This is a genomic window from Streptomyces justiciae (assembly GCF_015163075.1).
In the GTDB taxonomy this organism is placed as follows: domain Bacteria; phylum Actinomycetota; class Actinomycetes; order Streptomycetales; family Streptomycetaceae; genus Streptomyces; species Streptomyces justiciae.
The window spans coordinates 91,940-108,583 of sequence record NZ_JADDXU010000025.1 but is presented as its reverse complement, the minus strand read 5'-3'; the positions used below and the strand labels follow the sequence as shown (position 1 = coordinate 108,583).

Annotated in this window: 16 protein-coding genes; 11 read left to right on the top strand and 5 right to left on the bottom strand. The window is 70.8% G+C overall.

From position 1 onward, the window contains the following. Window positions 1-11: 11 nt before the first annotated feature. A complete protein-coding gene (locus IQ210_RS42475) occupies window positions 12-1,202 on the bottom strand; it encodes a cytochrome P450 (protein WP_194084599.1) in 1,191 nt (396 codons plus the stop codon). A gap of 126 nt (window positions 1,203-1,328) precedes the next feature. Next, a complete protein-coding gene (locus IQ210_RS42470; protein ID WP_194084598.1) occupies window positions 1,329-2,552 on the bottom strand; it encodes a metallophosphoesterase in 1,224 nt (407 codons plus the stop codon). A 247-nt stretch (window positions 2,553-2,799) separates the two neighbouring features. Between IQ210_RS42470 and IQ210_RS42465 the strand changes: the two genes are divergently transcribed. After that, the gene (locus IQ210_RS42465) at window positions 2,800-3,633 is read left to right on the top strand and encodes a calcium-binding protein (protein WP_228049451.1); all 834 of its coding nucleotides are present in this window, start codon (window positions 2,800-2,802) and stop codon (window positions 3,631-3,633) included. Between the two features lie 10 nt (window positions 3,634-3,643). On the opposite strand, the gene IQ210_RS42460 is transcribed toward IQ210_RS42465, so the two are convergent. Next, window positions 3,644-4,135: a MarR family winged helix-turn-helix transcriptional regulator gene (locus tag IQ210_RS42460; RefSeq protein WP_322658124.1), complete on the bottom strand. Its 492-nt coding sequence runs from the start codon at window positions 4,133-4,135 to the stop codon at window positions 3,644-3,646. A 169-nt stretch (window positions 4,136-4,304) separates the two neighbouring features. Here IQ210_RS42460 and IQ210_RS42455 point away from each other — a divergent pair, with 169 nt between their 5' ends. Continuing rightward, complete coding sequence (locus tag IQ210_RS42455) at window positions 4,305-5,735, top strand: DHA2 family efflux MFS transporter permease subunit (protein WP_322658122.1); 1,431 nt, start codon at window positions 4,305-4,307, stop codon at window positions 5,733-5,735. An 81-nt stretch (window positions 5,736-5,816) separates the two neighbouring features. Here the strand turns inward: IQ210_RS42455 and IQ210_RS42450 are convergent, their stop codons facing one another. Beyond that, window positions 5,817-7,133: a cytochrome P450 gene (locus tag IQ210_RS42450; protein WP_194084597.1), complete on the bottom strand. Its 1,317-nt coding sequence runs from the start codon at window positions 7,131-7,133 to the stop codon at window positions 5,817-5,819. A 44-nt stretch (window positions 7,134-7,177) separates the two neighbouring features. Beyond that, window positions 7,178-8,530: a glutamine synthetase family protein gene (locus IQ210_RS42445; protein WP_194084596.1), complete on the bottom strand. Its 1,353-nt coding sequence runs from the start codon at window positions 8,528-8,530 to the stop codon at window positions 7,178-7,180. 256 nt (window positions 8,531-8,786) lie between these two features. Here IQ210_RS42445 and IQ210_RS42440 point away from each other — a divergent pair, with 256 nt between their 5' ends. The 9 genes from IQ210_RS42440 to IQ210_RS42400 all read left to right on the top strand — a co-directional run bounded on the left by IQ210_RS42440 (window position 8,787) and on the right by IQ210_RS42400 (window position 16,639). Beyond that, entirely contained in the window at window positions 8,787-8,975 is a 189-nt protein-coding gene (locus tag IQ210_RS42440) for a ferredoxin (protein WP_194084595.1), read from the top strand. Between the two features lie 2 nt (window positions 8,976-8,977). Further along, window positions 8,978-10,198: an NAD(P)/FAD-dependent oxidoreductase gene (locus IQ210_RS42435; protein ID WP_194084594.1), complete on the top strand. Its 1,221-nt coding sequence runs from the start codon at window positions 8,978-8,980 to the stop codon at window positions 10,196-10,198. Continuing rightward, window positions 10,198-11,004 (top strand): acetoacetate decarboxylase family protein, encoded by an 807-nt coding sequence (locus IQ210_RS42430; protein ID WP_194084624.1) that lies wholly within the window; start codon window positions 10,198-10,200, stop codon window positions 11,002-11,004. Before IQ210_RS42435 ends, IQ210_RS42430 begins: the two co-directional genes overlap by 1 nt. 32 nt (window positions 11,005-11,036) lie before the next feature. Next, window positions 11,037-12,500 carry an aldehyde dehydrogenase gene (locus IQ210_RS42425; RefSeq protein WP_194084593.1) on the top strand — a complete coding sequence of 488 codons (1,464 nt, stop codon included), beginning with the start codon at window positions 11,037-11,039 and terminating at the stop codon, window positions 12,498-12,500. Continuing rightward, window positions 12,493-13,419: a 3,4-dihydroxyphenylacetate 2,3-dioxygenase gene (locus tag IQ210_RS42420; RefSeq protein ID WP_194084592.1), complete on the top strand. Its 927-nt coding sequence runs from the start codon at window positions 12,493-12,495 to the stop codon at window positions 13,417-13,419. Before IQ210_RS42425 ends, IQ210_RS42420 begins: the two co-directional genes overlap by 8 nt. 31 nt (window positions 13,420-13,450) lie before the next feature. Beyond that, a complete protein-coding gene (locus IQ210_RS42415) occupies window positions 13,451-14,296 on the top strand; it encodes a fumarylacetoacetate hydrolase family protein (RefSeq protein WP_194084591.1) in 846 nt (281 codons plus the stop codon). A 94-nt stretch (window positions 14,297-14,390) separates the two neighbouring features. Beyond that, entirely contained in the window at window positions 14,391-14,993 is a 603-nt protein-coding gene (locus IQ210_RS42410) for a TetR/AcrR family transcriptional regulator (protein ID WP_194084590.1), read from the top strand. 230 nt (window positions 14,994-15,223) lie between these two features. After that, the gene (locus tag IQ210_RS42405; protein ID WP_194084589.1) at window positions 15,224-16,396 is read left to right on the top strand and encodes a cytochrome P450; all 1,173 of its coding nucleotides are present in this window, start codon (window positions 15,224-15,226) and stop codon (window positions 16,394-16,396) included. A gap of 30 nt (window positions 16,397-16,426) precedes the next feature. Continuing rightward, window positions 16,427-16,639: a ferredoxin gene (locus tag IQ210_RS42400; RefSeq protein WP_194084588.1), complete on the top strand. Its 213-nt coding sequence runs from the start codon at window positions 16,427-16,429 to the stop codon at window positions 16,637-16,639. Window positions 16,640-16,644: the final 5 nt, after the last annotated feature.

Below are 16,644 nucleotides of genomic sequence, written 5' to 3'. Positions count from 1 at the left end.
CTCGCGTGGCATCACCGCGGGTCGACCGCCACGCGCAGTCCGCGGATCACATAGCCGCCTATCTCGTCCTGGAACGTGACGCGGGGCGGCGTGAGCATACGTATGCCCTCAAGGGCGAAGAGGTGACCGAGGAACACGTTGGCCTCCATCATCGCGATGTCGGCACCGGGGCAGCGGTGCGGTCCGTCGCCGAAGGACAGGGCGGCCGCGTAACGGCCGGTCGTCGTAGCTCTGCCGGGCCGGACCGCTCTGGGACGGTCGCCCACCGCCTCCGGGTCGGTGTTCGCCTCGTCCACGAAGATCTCCACGAGCGCGCCGCCGGGCAGGGTGACCGGCCCGTCCGCACTCGGCACGTCCAAGGGACCGGTGGTCCGCCGCTTCAGACGGGCCACCGCGGGCTCCAGGCGCAGGAGCTCGTGCATCACCGCCAGACGTTCGTCCTCACCCCCGGCCAGGTAGCGCTCGCGCAGCGCCGCGTCGGTGAACAGGTGCCAGGCGGCGACGCTGATGAACTCGCGTGTGGTGACCATGCCGGCGGCGGCGTAGGTGAGGCACTCGCCGAGGATCTCGGCACTGGAACATCCCTCGGCGATCAGGTGTGAGATCAGGTTGTCCGCGGGCCGTTCGCGGTGGGCCCGGACGGCGGGGCGGACGTCGGCGAGGTAGATCCGCAGCCAGTTGCTGTTCTGGCGGAACAGCCAGTAGATCCCGTGCCAACTGGTCAGCCCGGGCCTGCCGAACTTCTCCGGGAAGAAGCGCTCCAGCCGACGCTGGATGCCGGGTCTGCTGCGGGTCAGGCCGATCACCTCGCACGCCACATCGATCGAGACACCGAAGGTGAGGTCCTCCAGCCATGCCTCGCCCGCGCTCCGCAGGGTCTCGAGGTGCCGGCGCGCGATGCGTTCGGTGAGTTCCCGGTAGTGCTCGTCCACACGGCGGGGTGTGAAGTAGCGGGCGGTCTGTCGGCGGTGTTCGCGGTGCTCCAGCCCGTCCCGGTACAGCACGGGCCGCCTGATCCGGGCCGGCAGCTTCTCCACGGTCTCGATCCCGAGACCGGCCTGCACGGTGTCGGTGCTGCGCAGCACTGCACGTGCCGCGTGATAGCCGTGTACCCGCCAAGTGCCGTCGTCTCCGTGGTCGACCGGGCAGACGGGTGTGGCGTGATCCCTGCGAATCTTGCGTACGTCGTCGGCTCGATCCATCGGCTGCTGCCTCCGTCGTCGTGCGGACACCCCGGCGGGGGGAGCCCACTGCCCGGCACATGCGGCCAGAATCCAGGAGGGCCGGGCCCCGCCGCCAGTGCCTCGTCGGTCGGCGGCCTTGCCCGCTCAATCGGACGCGGCTGTACTTCCGTTGCTGCGGAGCACCAGCAGGGTGATCTCGCTGGGGGCGAAGACGCGGAAGGGCGGGCCCCAGAAGCCGGTGCCGCGGCTGGTGTAGAGGAGGGTGCGGGGGCCGTGCCGGGTGAGGCCGGCGAGGGCGGGCTGGTCGATACGGACCAAGTGGTGGAAGGGCCAGATCTGACCGCCGTGGGTGTGGCCGGAGAGTTGGAGGTCGACGCCCGCGGCGGCGGCCCGGTCGATGAACTTGGGCTGGTGAGCGAGGAGCAGCACGGGGAGGTCGGGGTCGGCGCCGTCCAGGGCTCCGGCGAGGTGGGCGCGGTGGCCGGCCAGGCCGGAGGATTCGGCGGTGACGTCGTCCACGCCGGCGACCACGAGGGTGTCGCCGCCGCGTTCGAGCAGCAGGTGGCGGTTGCGCAGCGGTTCCCAGCCCAGCTCGTCCATCAGGTCGACCCAGCCCTGGGCCTCGCTGTAGTACTCGTGGTTGCCGGTGACGTACACCCGGGCCCGGGTGGCCTTCACGGTGCCGAGCGGGGTGGCCTGGGCGCGGCGGCGTTCGGCGGTGCCGTCCGCGATGTCGCCGGTGTGGCAGACCAGGTCGGCCTCCAGGGTGTTCACCACCTCACAAACTCGTGCCGACCAGCGGGCGCGGTCGAGGGGCCCGTAGTGGGTGTCGGTGATGAGGGCGACCCGGGTGCCGTCGAGCCCGGCTCCCAGGCGGGGGAGCGGCACGTCGAGTTCGCGTACGCGCGGGACGCGCCGGGCCTCGTAATACCCCCAGGCGAGCAGTACGGCGGCCACACCGAGGACGGCCCAGGTGACGATACGGGCCCGATCCTGTCCGTCCCCGACGCCGGCCACGGCCAGGACCGGTCGCAGCAGCACGCCGAGCAGAACGGACCAGGTGAACAGCACCCAGCTGCCGCCCAGGAGGCTGTCACCGATGATCGCGGCCCGGTCCTGCTGGCGCCGGCCGTGGCCACGCACCATGGTCAACGGCATCGCGATCAGCCCGAGCGCGAACAGGAGGGTGCCGACCAGCGTGACCGGCAGCGGCCAGTGCTGACCGGAGTACAGCAGCACCCCGCAGGGCACGGCCCACAGCAGGACGGGCGCGATCAGCGGGAGGTAGCGCATCAGCCGGAGCAGCGGGCTCGGCCGGGCCGCTGGTGCCGCACCGTCTGCGGGTCGGGTGTCGCTGGTGTCGGTCACGGCGCTGCTCCTCCTGCTGTCCTGTCCGACAAATGATGCCTGTTGCGGTGCGGTTGGCGTCGAGAGGGGGAGGAGCGCCGGGTCCGACGGGGGAGAGGGGAGCGCTGGAGCTTTCGTATCCAGGGCAACGATCGGGCCGGTTCGGTGGTCGTACGAGGCGATACAGCCCTGTCTTCCGTGCTTGCCGCCAACTTCCCTCGTTCGGGCAGTGGTTGGGGAGGCGCGGTGCGTCTCCCCTGGAGGATTGATGAGCCGATACGTCGCGCTGATGGGCGACAGACAGACCGGCGGGCGCGAGAGCTCCTCGCCCGCCCGTACAGCGAGGCGCGGTGCCGTGGTGGGTGCCGTCGCCGTTGTGCTGGTGGGGGCAGGAGCCTCGGCTGATGCCGTGTCCGACGCCTCGGTCAGCGAGCCCGTGGTCAGTGGTGCGGTCGTCAACTCGGGGCATGACGTCATCGTGGGGATCACCCGCAACGTGACGTTCCCGGTCACGGTCACCGGAGCGGACGACTCCGGGCTGTCCTTCGCCGATGTGGACCTGAAAGGTCCCCACGGAGGCTTCTACACCACCGACGCGTTCTGCGAGACCGCCACGTCGTGCACGACGACGTTCACCGTCAACGCCCACCCGGCCCCCGGCAGCGACGACCCGGTGGACCTGGCCAACGCCAACGCGGGCACCTGGTCGGTGGACGCCTTGGTCGACGCGGTCGACGGAGATTCCGTCTTCGCCCCCGGTGCGGGGTCGTTCTCCCTCAAGCGTGCCGCGCAGCTGACCGTCAACGCCGCCCCGGAACCGGTGGCGAAGGGCGCGCGGATCACCGTCACGGGCAAGCTGGTGCGGGCCAACTGGGACACGTACCGGTATGCGGGGTACGCGGGCCGGGCGGTGAAACTGCAGTTCCGCCCCAAGGGCAGCAGCACCTACACCACGGTGGCCACGGTGAACACCAGCAGCACCGGCACGCTGCGCACCACCGTCAAGGCGGTCAAGGACGGCTACTGGCGCTGGAGCTTCCCCGGCTCGACCACTACGGGGCCCGCCAAGGCGGCCGGCGACTACGTCGACGTACGCTCCTGAACCGACCGGCCTACTCCGACTGCCGTCCGCCCGGTACCGTACCGGCGGCCTGGGGGTGCTTCGGGGCCGCGTCGACCGTGTCGCGGATGCGGCCCAGCAGCGTGCGCAGGATGGCGCGGTCCTCGGCGGTGAGGGCGCCGGTGGCCGTGCTCAGGGCCTCCCGGTCCAGGTCCTCCGCCTCCTGGTGGCGGGAGCGGCCCGCGTCGGTGAGGGCGAGCAGATGGGCGCGACGGTCGGTGGGGTGGGGCAGCCGTGCCACCAGGCCCTCCCGTTCCAGGGCGTCCACCAGGCTGGTCGCGGTGCGGGCGGCGATGCCCAGCATGTCGCTGAGGTCGCGCATCCGCATCGGCTCTGCGGTGTGGGCCAGGAAGCGCAGGGCGCGCAGCCGCGCCACGGAGGTGCCCTTCTCGGCCAGCCGTCCGTCGACGTAGGTCCGCAACCGGTGCGTGGTGGCGAACATCTCGTCGATCAATGGATCGCTGCTGCCCGGTACGTCCCTCACCGTGGCGCTCCCGTCCTCGTCCGCATGTCTTCACGGGTCACAACTGCTGTGCGCCGCGTGTCCGTTCCTATCGCATGCGGGCGGCGGGCCGTCGGGCGACCGGCCGTCCGGGTGCGGTGGAAGGGCTCCAGGAAACACTGAGGTTACTCAAACTGAGTATGCTCAGCATGTGTCCGTACGTCTCAACCAGCGCATCGTCGTCCCCATCGTCTGTGTCGTCACCGCGTTCATGTCCATCGTGGACGGAGCCGGGACCACTGTCGCCCTGCCCTCCATCGGACGGGACTTCGGGCTCGCCACCGCGGGCCTCGACGCCGTCGTGGTGGTCTACCCCGTCTGTGTCGGCCTGGCCGTCCCCGTCTCGGCCTGGCTCGGGGACCGCTTCGGCGGCCGGAGCACGGTGCTCGTCTCGTTCGCCGTCTTCACCCTCGCCTCCGGACTCTGCGGCGCGGCCGGGTCGCTCGGCGAACTGGTCGCCTGGCGTGCCCTCCAGGGCCTGGCGGCCGGCATTCTGCTGCCGGTCACCGCCGCCCTGCTCTACCGCACGTTCAGCCTGTCCGAGCAGGTCAAGGTCTCCCGCTACATGATCATCCCGCAGCAGGTGGCGCCCGCCCTGGCCCCCATGGGGGCGGGCTGGCTCGTCGACCACCTGTCGTGGCGCTGGGTGTTCTACGCCAACCTCCCGATCGGCGTCGCGGTCCTGGTCTTCGGACTGCTCTTCCTGGACCGGCACCGGGACCACGTCCCCGGCCGCCTCGACGTGCCGGGCCTGGTGCTCACCGCGTTCGGCACCGCGGGGCTGATGTTCGGGGTCAGCGAGGGTGCCGAGATGGGCTGGGGGAGTCCACTGGTGCTGGCCGGCCTGATCGGCGGCGCGGCCCTGCTGGCGGCGGCCGTGGTGGTCGAGCTGCGGGTGCCCGAACCGGCCCTGCGGGTCCGCCTCTTCGCCGACCGGCTGTTCCGCGACACCAACATCACCGCGTTCATCGGCTTCATCGGCTTCATGGGGGCGATGTTCCTCGGCCCGCTCTTCCTTCAGGAGGGGCTGGGGCTGAGCGCCTGGGAGTCCGGTTCCGCCACCTTCGCCGAGGCTCTCGGTGTGCTGCTCACCGTCCAGCTCGTCGGTCCGCTCTACGCGCGGGTCGGTCCACGCCGGATCGCGGGCTGCGGACTGCTCGGGGTGGCGCTGGTGCTGGTCGCGTTCTCCCGGCTGGACGCGGAGTCCTCGCTGTGGGCGTTCCGGGGGCTGATGTTCCTGCTCGGCGCGGCGATGGGCGGGGTGTTCATGCCGACCACGGTCGCCTCGTTCACCGCCATAGCGAAGGCCGACGTCTCGCACGCCTCGACCCTCAACACCGTCGTACGGCAGGCCGCCAACGCCGCCGCCCCCGCGGTGGTCACCGTCGTGCTGGCCTCGGCCACCGCGGTCGGGACGGGCGCCGACGCCCACCCGCCCGTCTCCGCCTTTCAGCACGCCTACCTGGTGCTCGCGGCCATCTCCGCGGTCGCCGCGCTCTTCGCCTTCACCATGCCGGACCGCGCGGCCCGCATCGCCGCGTCGGCCCAGCCCGCCGGCCGACGCGAGGCGGTCGACGCCTGACCGCCTCCGGAGCGCGAGGGGCGGGCGGCGCGGACCTGTACGCCGGGTTCCGCGCCGCCACCACAAAGACCGCCGCTCCCGTCAGGCGAGCGTGACCTCCACCGGCAGCTTCTTGATGCCGTTGACGAAGTTGGAGCGCACGCGCGGTACGTCTCCGACGAGCCGGATGTCGGCGAGCCGGGGGATGAGCTCCTCGAACATGATGCGGATCTCGGTGCGGGCGAGCAGGTTGCCCAGGCACAGGTGGGGGCTGCCCTTGCCGAAGGTCACGTGGTCGTTGTTCTGCCGGGCCACGTCGAAGTCGTAGGGGTTGCCGAAGACCTCCTCGTCGCGGTTGCCGGAGGCGTACCACATGACGACCTTGTCGCCCTCCTTGACCTGCTTGCCGCCGAGCTCGACGTCGCGGGTGGCGGTGCGGCGGAAGTGGTAGACGGGGGAGGCCCAGCGCAGGAACTCCTCGACCGCGGTCGGGATGAGGGACGGGTCGTCCTTCAACCTCGCGAGCTGATCGGGGTGTTGGAGCAGCGCCAGCATCGAGTGGGTGATGGTGTGCCGCGTGGTCTCGTTGCCGGCGACGACCAGGAGCAGGAAGTAGTTGTCGAAGTCCTGCGCCGAGAGGGGGACGCCGTCGCGCGGGGTGGTGTTGACCAGCTTCGACACCAGGTCCGTGCCCTCGCCGCCGCGTCGCTGCCTGGCCAACTCCCGGCCGTACTCGAAGACTTCGAGTGAGGCGGGGGAGCGGAAGGGCAGGTCGCGGTACTGCTCGCTCTCCTCGCTGTGCAGCAGCACGTCCGCGTAGTCGGGGTCGGTGTTGCCGATGATCCGGTTGCCCCAGTCGATGAGCTGCTGGTTGTCCTCCGGCGGGACGTCGAGGAGACGCGCGAGGACGTTGATGGGGAAGTCTGCGGAGACGTCGGCGACGAAGTCGAAGGTCCCCTTGGCCAGCGCCGCGTCCAGGGTCTTCGCGGTCAGGCCGCGCAGGAAGTCCGTGTAGCTGTTGATGACGTTAGCGCCGAACTGGCGCTGGATGACGCTGCGCAGGGCGCGGTGGCGGACGCCGTCCAGCTCCAGGATGGAGGCCCGCTTCTTGATCTGGTCCTCGTCGACCTCCTCCAGGTTCACGAACCGGGTGGAGGTGAAGGTCTCGGCGTCCCGGTCGACGCGGGCGATGTCGGCGTGCCGGGTCACCGACCAGAAGCCGGAGTTGGGCGCCTCCTCCGGCTGCCAGTGCACCGGGCTCTCGTGGCGCAGGGTGTGGAACATCCGCCAAGGGGTGACCCCGTCGGCGAAGTTGTCGAGGTCGGCCAGGTTCACGTCCGCCAGGGGCAGCGGTTCCTGGAGGTGGGCGCGGAGTTCGTCGGCGTCGGTGGGGGTGACGGGAAGGGCGGGGCTGGTCATGGCTGGGGTCTCCATAAGGCGTACGGCGGGAAGTCCTGGGTGGCTCAGAGGTGGTGGGCGTACTCGGTGAACTCCCAGTCGGTGACATGCCGTCCGAAGCGTTCGACCTCGTTGCGCTTGTAGGAGAGGTAGGAGGCGGTGAAGTCCTTGCCGAGGAGTTCGGTCAGGTCGCTGTCCGCCTCCAGGGCGTCCAGCGCGGCGGACAGGTTCATCGGCAGCAGGGCCGCCTTGGCGGTGTCGTAGCCGTATCCCTCCAGCGGCGCGGGAGGCTCCGCGCCGGCCCGGATGCCGAGCAGGGCGGCGGCCAGAGTCGCGGCGATCAGCAGATAGGGGTTGGCGCTGGCGTCGCCCAGCCGCAGTTCGAGACGGGCTCCCGAGCCGCGCTCGGGCGGGATGCGGACCATGGCACTGCGGTTGTCCAGACCCCAGTCGATCAGCCACGGGGCGAGGGTGTCCGGGCCGAAGCGCCGGTAGGAGTTGACGGTCGGGTTGGCGAGCGCGGCGAGGGCCGGGGCGTGGGCGAGGATGCCCGCGATCGCGTGCCGGGCGGTGGCCGACAGGCCGTACGTCCCCGCGGGGTCGTCGAAGGCGTTGCGGCCGTCCTCACCCTCGCAGGACAGGTGGAGGTGGAAGCCGGAGCCGCCGGCGTCGTTGAACGGCTTGGCCATGAAGGTGGCGAGCCGCCCCTCCTTGCGGGCGAGTTCCTTGACCGCCGCCTTGAAGCGGAAGGCACGGTCCGCCGCCGAAAGGGCCTCGCTGTGCGTCAGGTTGATCTCGAACTGTCCGCCGTCGAACTCGTGGTTCCCGCTGAGGGCGCCGATGTTCAGCTCCCGCAGCAGGCGCAGGGTGCGCAGCAGGTGGTTGTCGGGGTCGGCGCGCAGCCCGGCGGTGTAGACGACACCGGCGTCACGCGCGTACCGGCGCCAGCCGCCGCTCGCGGCGTCCGGCTCGCACAGGAAGTACTCCAGCTCGGGCCCGACGACCGGCCGCAGGCCCTGCTCCCGGCAGCGGGTGAGGACCGCGCGCAGCAGGTCACGGGGTGATTCGGGGGCCGGTGCGCCGGTCGCGGGGTCGATGACTTCGCCGAGGCAGGCGGCCACGCCCGGTTCCCAGGGCAGGGCGACGAGCGTGCCGAGATCCGGTCGTACGGCGATGTCGGGCAGTCCGGCGTCGAGTCCGCCCGCGACCGGGACCACGTCGCCCTGCGGGCTGGTGTGGTAGACGGCCCGGCAGAAGGCGAGCCCGTGGTCGTAGGCGGCGGGCAGGTGGTCGAGCAGGACGTCCCGGGCCCGTTCGGTGCCGATCAGGTCGGGATAGGTCACTCGGACCACGTCGATCCCCTCGGCGGCGAGCCGCTCCATGTGCTGACGGACGTCCGGTGTGGTGGATGCGCTCACCGATGCTCCTCGGGCGCTGGGGGTGTTGTTTGGTGCCAAACGGTATGGCCGGCTTCACCACCCCGCAAGAGGCTGTCCCCAAAAAATTATCCGCATGGATAGGTATTGACCAGGGGGTGGTGCGTGCCTACTTTGTTTGAAGCCAAATGAGTCAGGGTCCCGGAACTCCGGACCCTGGGCCGGGGGCCCGGCCGTCCACGGCCGGGCCCTCTTCTTCCGCCTCCCCGCCTCACGCCCTCACCCTGGAGGACCGGCCATGAAGGTCGTCGTCGACATGAACAAGTGCCAGGACCACGGCCAGTGCGTCTTCGCCGCCCCCGACGTCTTCCGCCTCGACGACAACGGCCGCCTGGCCTACGTCAGCGACCCCGACGACGCGCTGCTCGACGAGGTCGAGGAAGCCGCCGACGTCTGCCCGCTGCAGGCCATCCGGATCGAGGCCTGACCATGAGCGCACGCATCGTGGTCGCCGGCGCCTCGATGGCCGGCCTCCGCGCCGCCGAGCAACTGCGCGCGGCCGGCTGGACCGGCACGATCACCCTGATCGGCGACGAGCCGCACATGCCCTACAACCGGCCTCCCCTCTCCAAGGAGGTCCTGGCCGGCAAAGCCCCCTTCGAGTCACTGGCCTTCCGCCCCCGCGCGAGCGTCTCCGACGTCGAATGGCGCCTCGGCACCAAGGCGGTCGCCGCCCGCCTCTCCGACCGCATCGTCGAACTCGACGACGGCGAGGCGCTCTCGTACGACGGACTCGTCATCGCCACCGGCATGCGCCCCCGACGTCTGAACTGCCCCGGCCCGCGCGCCGGCCGGCACACCGTGCGCACCCTCGACGACGCCCAAGGACTGCGCGAGGCACTGACCCGGCCCGGCGCCCGGGTCGTCGTGGTCGGCGGCGGTTTCATCGGCTGCGAGGTCGCCGCCACCGCCGTGGGACTCGGCGTCGCCGAGGTCACCGTCGTCGACCCGCTGCCCCTGCCCATGGTCGGCCCCCTCGGTGAACTGCTGGGCCGCGCGCTGCTCAAGCGGCACGAAGAGCGCGGAGTGCGTTTCGTCCTGGGCGCCGGCGTAGCCGGCTTCGAGGGCGAGGAGCACGTCACCGGGGTCGTGCTGGCCGACGGAACGGTGCTGCCGGCCGACGTCGTCGTGGAGTCGGTCGGTTCCCTCTCCAACGTCGAGTGGCTGGACGGCAACGGCCTCGACCTCAGCGACGGTGTCCTCACCGACGAACTGCTGCGCGTCGGCGGCCGCCCGGAGGTCGTCGCGGTCGGTGACATCGCCCGCTTCCCCAACGCCCGCTACGACGGCGTACCCCGCCGCGTCGAGCACTGGTGCATCCCCACCGACACCGCGAAACACGCGGCGAAGGCACTCGTCGCTCATCTCACCGGCGGCGGGACCGAGTTCGGGCCGTTCGCCCCGCTGCCCACCTTCTGGAGCGACCAGCACGAGTTCCGCCTCCAGTCCTTCGGCGCCCCCGCGCTCGGCAGGGACGACGTGCGGGTGCTCGACGGTGACCTCGACGGCGATGTCGTCGCCGGATACCACAGCGCCGGCCGCCTGGTCGGCGTCGTCGCCCTGGGCGGACACGCCGCCGCGTCCGCCGCCGCCCGCTACCGCGCCGAACTGCTCAAGCAGCCCGTCCCCACTGCTCAAGGAACCCACTGATCATGACCGTTCGCGGATTCTTCCAGCCCAAGACGGCGACCGGCGCCTCGTCGCTGATCCCCTCCCCGCCCTGGCGCTACTCCGGTGACCTGCTCACCGTCGAGTTCCGCACCGACCCCGCACGCGTCCGTGAACTCCTGCCCGAACCGCTGGAGTTGGCCGACGAGGACCCGGGCGCCGTGGCGTTGATCTGGGCCGACTGGCAGTCCTGCTCGGCCGACGGCGGCGAACTGCTCGACCCGGTGCTCTCCCAGTACAAGGAGGCCTTCGCGGTCGTCCGCTGCAAGTACCGGGGACAGACGTACTCGCGCTGCGTCTACATCTGGGTCGACAAGGACTTCGCCATCGCGCGGGGCCTGCACCAGGGCTATCCGAAGAAGCTCGGCTCGATCCACCAGACCCGCCCGCACCCCTACGGCCCCGCCCCGCGCATCGAGGCCGGGGCCCGCTTCGGAGCGACGCTCGCCGCGGCCGACCGGCGCCTCGCCCAGGCGGTCGTGACCCTGCGCGAGCCGTCCGAGACCAACGGGTTCGTCAACGGCCACCCGATGGCCCACCACCGCTGGCTGCCCTCGATCGAGAAGGGCAAGGGGCTCGCGCTCGACGAGCTGATCGAGTCCGGCGCGGCGTCCTTCGAGGCCGGCCAGGCCTGGCGCGGCGACGCCGAACTGGAGCTGTTCGAGGCCCCCACCGAGGAACTGGCCCGACTGGAGATCCACGAGCCGATCGGCGCCTACTACCGGCAGGTCGGCGTCGTCTGGGACGGCGGACGCCTGCTGGAATCCGGCATGTCCGGCGCCGAGTGACCCCCACCCCCGAGAGGACCTGGAGACCGGACATGACCGACCACACCCTCACCGTCGCCGGTGTCTCCGTCGACACCCGGCACTGGATCGGCGGCGAACGCGTCGCCTCCACCGACACCTTCACCGACCACTCACCCATCGACGGCACCGTCATCGGTGAGATCTCCCGCGGTACGGCCATGGAGGCCGCGGCAGCCGTGGCCGCCGCCAAGGCCGCCTTCCCCGCCTGGGCCGCCACCCCGCGCGCCGAGCGCGCCCGCATCCTGCACGCCGTCGCCGACGGGGTCGAGAAGCGGCTCGAAGAACTCGCCATCGTCGAGACCACCGACAACGGCGCCCTGCTGCGCTCGCACCGGCGCGGCGTCATGCCGCGCGTCGCGCACAACTTCCGCTTCTTCGCGGACTGGTTGCTGAAACTGGACCACGAGGACTTCGACACCCGCGGCCACACCAACCACGTCAGCTGGGACCCGGCGGGACCGTCCGTACTGATCACCCCGTGGAACGCGCCGCTGATGCTGGCCACTTGGAAGGTGGCCCCCGCGCTGGCCGCGGGGAACACGGTGATCCTCAAGCCCGCCGAGTGGACCCCGCTGACCGCCTCGCTCCTCGCGGACATCGCCGCCGAGGCCGGGCTGCCCGCCGGTGTCCTCAACGTCGTCCAGGGCTACGGCTCCGAGATCGGCGACGCGCTCACCTCGCACCCGGACGTGCGCCGCATCAGCTTCACGGGCTCGGTGCCGACCGCTCAGCGGATCGCCGCCTCCGCCGCCGCGAACCTCACCCCGCTCAGCCTCGAACTCGGCGGCAAGTCACCCCTGTTGGTGTTCGCCGACGCCGATCTGGACCTCGCGGTCGACCTCGCGGTGGAGCAGTACGACAACGCCGGACAGGTGTGCCTCGCCGCCACCCGCTTCCTGGTCGAGGAGACGGTCGTGGAGGAGTTCACAAGGCGCTTTATGGATAAGGCGTCTTCTCTCCGGCAAGGCGACCCGCGCGACGAGGCCACCGACATCGGCCCCAACATCCACCCCCGGCAGCTGGAGAAGATCGACGGTTTCGTGCAGCGGGCGATCGCCGCGGGCGCCCGCGCGGTCATCGGCGGCCACCGCGAGGACGGCCAGTACTACGCGCCGACCCTGCTGACGGACGTCGCCCAGGACTCCGAGATCGTCCAGGAGGAGGTCTTCGGCCCCGTCCTGACCCTCCAGACCTTCACCACCGAGGACGAGGCCGTCCGCCTCGCCAACGACACCCGCTTCGGCCTCGCCGCCACGCTCGCCACCGGCGACCACGAGCGCGCCGAACGCGTCACCGCCCGACTCGTCGCGGGCACGGTCTGGGTCAACTGCTTCTTCGTACGCGACCTCCAGGCCCCCTTCGGCGGCTCCCGCCACTCGGGCGTCGGCCGCGAGGGCGGCACCTGGAGCTTCGACTTCTACTGCGACGTGAAGAACACCGTCTCCGCCCCGAAGGGATGGCAGGACCATGGGTGAGATCGTCGGGGCGGGCCTGCTCGCCCATGTCCCCACCATCGTGCTCCCCCAGGAGGACCGCCTGGAGCTGAACGAGGGCAAGGAGATCACCCTCGTCACCGGCCTCCAGGAGCTGCGCCGGGAGGTGTTCGAGCGGGACGACTACGACACCGTCGTCGTCCTCGACTCCCACTGGGCGACGACGGTCGAGTTCGTGGTCACCGCGCAAGCGCGCAGGGCCGGCCTGTTCACCTCCGAGGAACTGCCGCGCGGCATGTGCAGGATGCCGTACGACTTCCCGGGCGACCCCGAACTCGCCCGGAACATCGAGCGGTTCGCGGACCAGCACGGCACCTGGATCACCGCGATCGAGGACGAGTACCTGCCGATCTACTACGCCACCATCAACCTCTGGAAGTTCCTCGGCGAGGGGCTGCCCGACAAGAGGTGGGTGACCATCGGCGTCTGCCAGACCGGCGACATGGAGGACCATCTGCGCCTCGGCCGCGCACTGGCCGACGGCATCGCCGCCACCCCCGGCCGCCGGGTCCTGCTGATCGCCTCCGGCGCCCTCTCGCACACCTTCTGGCCGCTGCGCGAGCTGCGGGACCACGAGGCGAGCGACCCGGTGCACATCTTCACGCCCGAGGCCCGCGAGGCCGACCACGAGCGGATCGCCTGGTTCAAGGAGGGCCGCCACGACAAGGTCCTCGACACCATGGACGAGTTCTGGAAGTTCAAGCCCGAGGCGAAGTTCTTCCACTACCTGATGATGGCCGGCGCCCTCGGCGAACAGGCCTGCGTCGCCAGGGCCCGCCAGTACGGGGAGTACGAGAACTCGATCGGCACCGGCCAGGTCCACCTCTGGTTCGACCGCCCCGCCGACGGCTGGACCGGCACCGGCCTGCCCGCCCCGCGCACCCCTCACAGCCGTATCTAGCCGTATCTCGTCGTATCCAGGAGTCTCTGCCATGCCCGAGTACCGCCGCATCCTCCTCGACGGCGCCGCCGTCCAGGTCACCGTCGACGGGGACGAACTCGTCGCCGGTGACGGCCGCCGCGTGAAGACCGAGGACGCACAGCACCTGCCTCCCGTGGTCCCCTCCAAGGTGATCGCCGTCCACCTCAACCACCGCAGCCGCGTGGACGAGTTCGGCATCGAACTGCCCGACACACCCACGTACTTCCACAAGCCGACGTCCGCCCTCAACTCCCACCGAGGCGCCGTCGTCCGGCCCGAGGGCTGCAAGTGGCTCAACTACGAGGGCGAGGTCGCCATCGTCATCGGGCGGACCGCGCGGAACATCTCCCCGGCCGAGGCGGGGGAGTACATCGCCGGCTACACCATCGCCAACGACTACGGACTGCACGACTTCCGCGACACGGACGCCGGTTCGATGCTCCGCGTCAAGGGGTCGGACACGCTGTGCCCGCTCGGCCCCGGCCTGGTCACCGACTGGGACTTCCGCGGCAAGGGCCTGAGGACGTACGTCAACGGGCAGGTGGCGCAGGACGGTTCGACCGACGAGATGCAGTGGGACATGCACTACCTCGTCGCCGACATCGCCCGCACCATCACCCTCCACCCCGGCGACGTCCTGCTCTCCGGCACGCCCGCCAACTCCCGCCCGGTGCAACCCGGTGACGTCGTCGAGGTCGAGGTCGAGGGCCTCGGCCGCCTCACCAACCACATCGTCACCGGCCCGACCGCGATCCGTACCGACGTCGGCGCCCAGCCCACCGAGTCCGAGGAGGTGCTGTCCACCGCGCTCGGCGGCGACTGGGAGTTCCGCGGCATCCGCCCGCCCAGGCGCTGACGGCGGGCGCGGCAGGGGGCTTCCGGCGGGGCGCTCGAAAAGGCATCGGGCGACGCCTCCTTGCCGCGCTCCGCGGCCGGGTAGGGTCGCGTTCATGAGCGATTCCTCCGAGAAAGCACAGGCCAAGCCGCGTAAGCGCGTGGACTACGGGACCGGCCGCGAGGCTCTGCTCAACGCGGCGGTGCGGGTGGTCGCCAAGGGTGGGCTGCGCAAGCTCACCTATCGCGCCGTCGCGGAGGAGGCCGGGGTCACCCACGGTCTCGTGGTCCACCACTTCGGCTCGCGGGACGCCCTGATCGAGGCGGCCCTGGAGCACGCGGTGCGGACCAGCGCGAGCACCAGCGCGCTGGAACCGGGCACGGGCAACGTCTCGGACTTCGCCGCCGGGCTCGCGGACATGGTCGTCCGGGACCCGGCCATGCAGACGTTCCAGTACGAGCTCATGCTCGAATCACGGCGCAGGCCCGAACTGCTGCCGCAGATCCGTGCGCTCTACGGCGAGTACTTCGACGCCACCGAGCGCGAGCTGTCCCGCATCCTGCCCGAGGACGCCACGCCCGCCATGACCCGGCTCGTGTTCGCGGCCCTGGAAGGCCTCGTCCTGCACCAGCTGGTCCTGGGCGAGCCGGAGGTCACCGAAGCCGCGCTGAAGGAGCTCCGCGCGCTGCTGACCCGGCCGCGCGGCGACGCGGAGTAGCCGCCGTAATCCATAGAAAACAGCAGGTCGGACAGGGTCCCCGTCGCTCAGCGGCGGGGGCTCGTTTGTTTCCGAACGAGTAAAGAGTTGATTACGCGGGCGCGAAGTGGCCGCGACCTATTGACGAAACTATCCGACTGGATAATTCTCGCGGTGCAGGGCGACCGCTCGCCCGCCCTCTTCCGATCCCTCTCCTTCTGCCTCGCGCCCGATACGAGGAGTGCCCCGCCATGACCGTCACCGAGGACCTGCTGCCCTTCCGCGACCCGGGCTTCCGCTCGGACCCGTATCCGTACTACGCGCGACTGCGCGAGGAGCACCCGGTCTACAAGCACCCTCTCGGGCTGTACGTCGTCTCCCGCTACGAGGACGTCGCCCGGCTGATCCGCAACCCCACCCTGAGCGTGCAGCAGCTCGACTTCGGGGTCGCCGATCCGATCCACCACACGATGCTGGGCAAGGACGCCCCCGACCACACGCGGCTGCGCCGCATCACCAACCGCTGGTTCACGCCCAAGGCGGTCGAGGAGTGGTCCAAGGTCATGCGGGCCTCCGTCGAGGCCGTCCTCGACGAGGTCGAGAAGGGCGACGGCACCCTGGACGCCGCCGACGGCCTCGCCCTGAAGTGCACCTTCGACAGCATCTGCCACATCTTCGGCATCGAGCCGACCGACATGCTCGCCGTCCAGCGCAAGACGTACGAGATCGGCCTGAGCCTCGGCCCCGGCGGCGACGACGAGGAGGCCAAGGGCACCGCCGAGGCCCTGGAGTGGTTCGCCGGGCACATCCGCCGACTCCTCGCCGACAAACGCGCGAACCCCGGCGAGGGCATGATCGACGCCTTCATCGCCGCCCAGGACGAGGGCAGGATGACCGAGGACGAGGTCATCTACACGATCTTCCTCTTCTTCGCCGTCGGCCACCTCGACGTCAAGCACCTCATCAACCACGGCATCTGGCTGATGACCCAGCGGCCCGACCTGTTCGCCGTCTACCGCGACGACCCCGAGGCGCGCCCCGGCATCATCAACGAGATCCTGCGCATCGACACACCCGAGTCGATGGTGGTCCGCCTGACCACGCAGGACACCGTCATCGGGGACACGACCGTACCCGCCGGCGAGGTCCTGGCCCTGCTCATCGCCTCCGCCAATCGCGATCCCGCGGTGTTCGCCGACCCCGACACCTTCGACCACACCCGCCCGGTCGCCGCCGGCCAGCACCTCGCCTTCGGCTCCGGCATGCACGGCTGTGCCGGCCAGGTCCTGGCCCGAGCGGAGGCCGACGTCGTCTTCACGGCCCTCGTCCACCGCTTCTCCGGCGTCGAACTGGCCGGCGAACCCGCCTACGCCCACACCGAGTTCCTGCGCACCGTCACCCACCTCCCCGTCCGCTTCCGCTGATCCGGAACCCCTCGAGAGACAGGAGCCACCATGAAGATCGAAGTCGACCTCGGCAAGTGCCAGGACCACGGCCAGTGCGTCTACGCCGCCCCCGACCTCTTCGCGCTCGACGACGACGGCCGGCTGACTCTGCGGCAGCAGACGGCCGGCGTCTACACCGCCGACGTGGACGACACGAACGCCGAGGAACTCCACGAGGCCGCCGAGGTCTGTCCGCTCCAGGCCATCACCGTCCACGAGTAGTCGTC

Excerpts from the sequence above, each read along its gene's own strand:
- IQ210_RS42405 (WP_194084589.1), top strand. The coding sequence starts at position 15,224 with ATGACCGTCACCGAGGACCTGCTGCCCTTCCGCGACCCGGGCTTCCGC.
- IQ210_RS42420 (WP_194084592.1), top strand. The coding sequence starts at position 12,493 with ATGGGTGAGATCGTCGGGGCGGGCCTGCTCGCCCATGTCCCCACCATC.
- IQ210_RS42400 (WP_194084588.1), top strand. The coding sequence starts at position 16,427 with ATGAAGATCGAAGTCGACCTCGGCAAGTGCCAGGACCACGGCCAGTGC.
- IQ210_RS42415 (WP_194084591.1), top strand. The coding sequence starts at position 13,451 with ATGCCCGAGTACCGCCGCATCCTCCTCGACGGCGCCGCCGTCCAGGTC.
- IQ210_RS42410 (WP_194084590.1), top strand. The coding sequence starts at position 14,391 with ATGAGCGATTCCTCCGAGAAAGCACAGGCCAAGCCGCGTAAGCGCGTG.
- IQ210_RS42440 (WP_194084595.1), top strand. The coding sequence starts at position 8,787 with ATGAAGGTCGTCGTCGACATGAACAAGTGCCAGGACCACGGCCAGTGC.
- IQ210_RS42465 (WP_228049451.1), top strand. The coding sequence starts at position 2,800 with ATGAGCCGATACGTCGCGCTGATGGGCGACAGACAGACCGGCGGGCGC.
- IQ210_RS42450 (WP_194084597.1), bottom strand. The coding sequence starts at position 7,133 with ATGACCAGCCCCGCCCTTCCCGTCACCCCCACCGACGCCGACGAACTC.
- IQ210_RS42475 (WP_194084599.1), bottom strand. The coding sequence starts at position 1,202 with ATGGATCGAGCCGACGACGTACGCAAGATTCGCAGGGATCACGCCACA.
- IQ210_RS42425 (WP_194084593.1), top strand. The coding sequence starts at position 11,037 with ATGACCGACCACACCCTCACCGTCGCCGGTGTCTCCGTCGACACCCGG.
- IQ210_RS42435 (WP_194084594.1), top strand. The coding sequence starts at position 8,978 with ATGAGCGCACGCATCGTGGTCGCCGGCGCCTCGATGGCCGGCCTCCGC.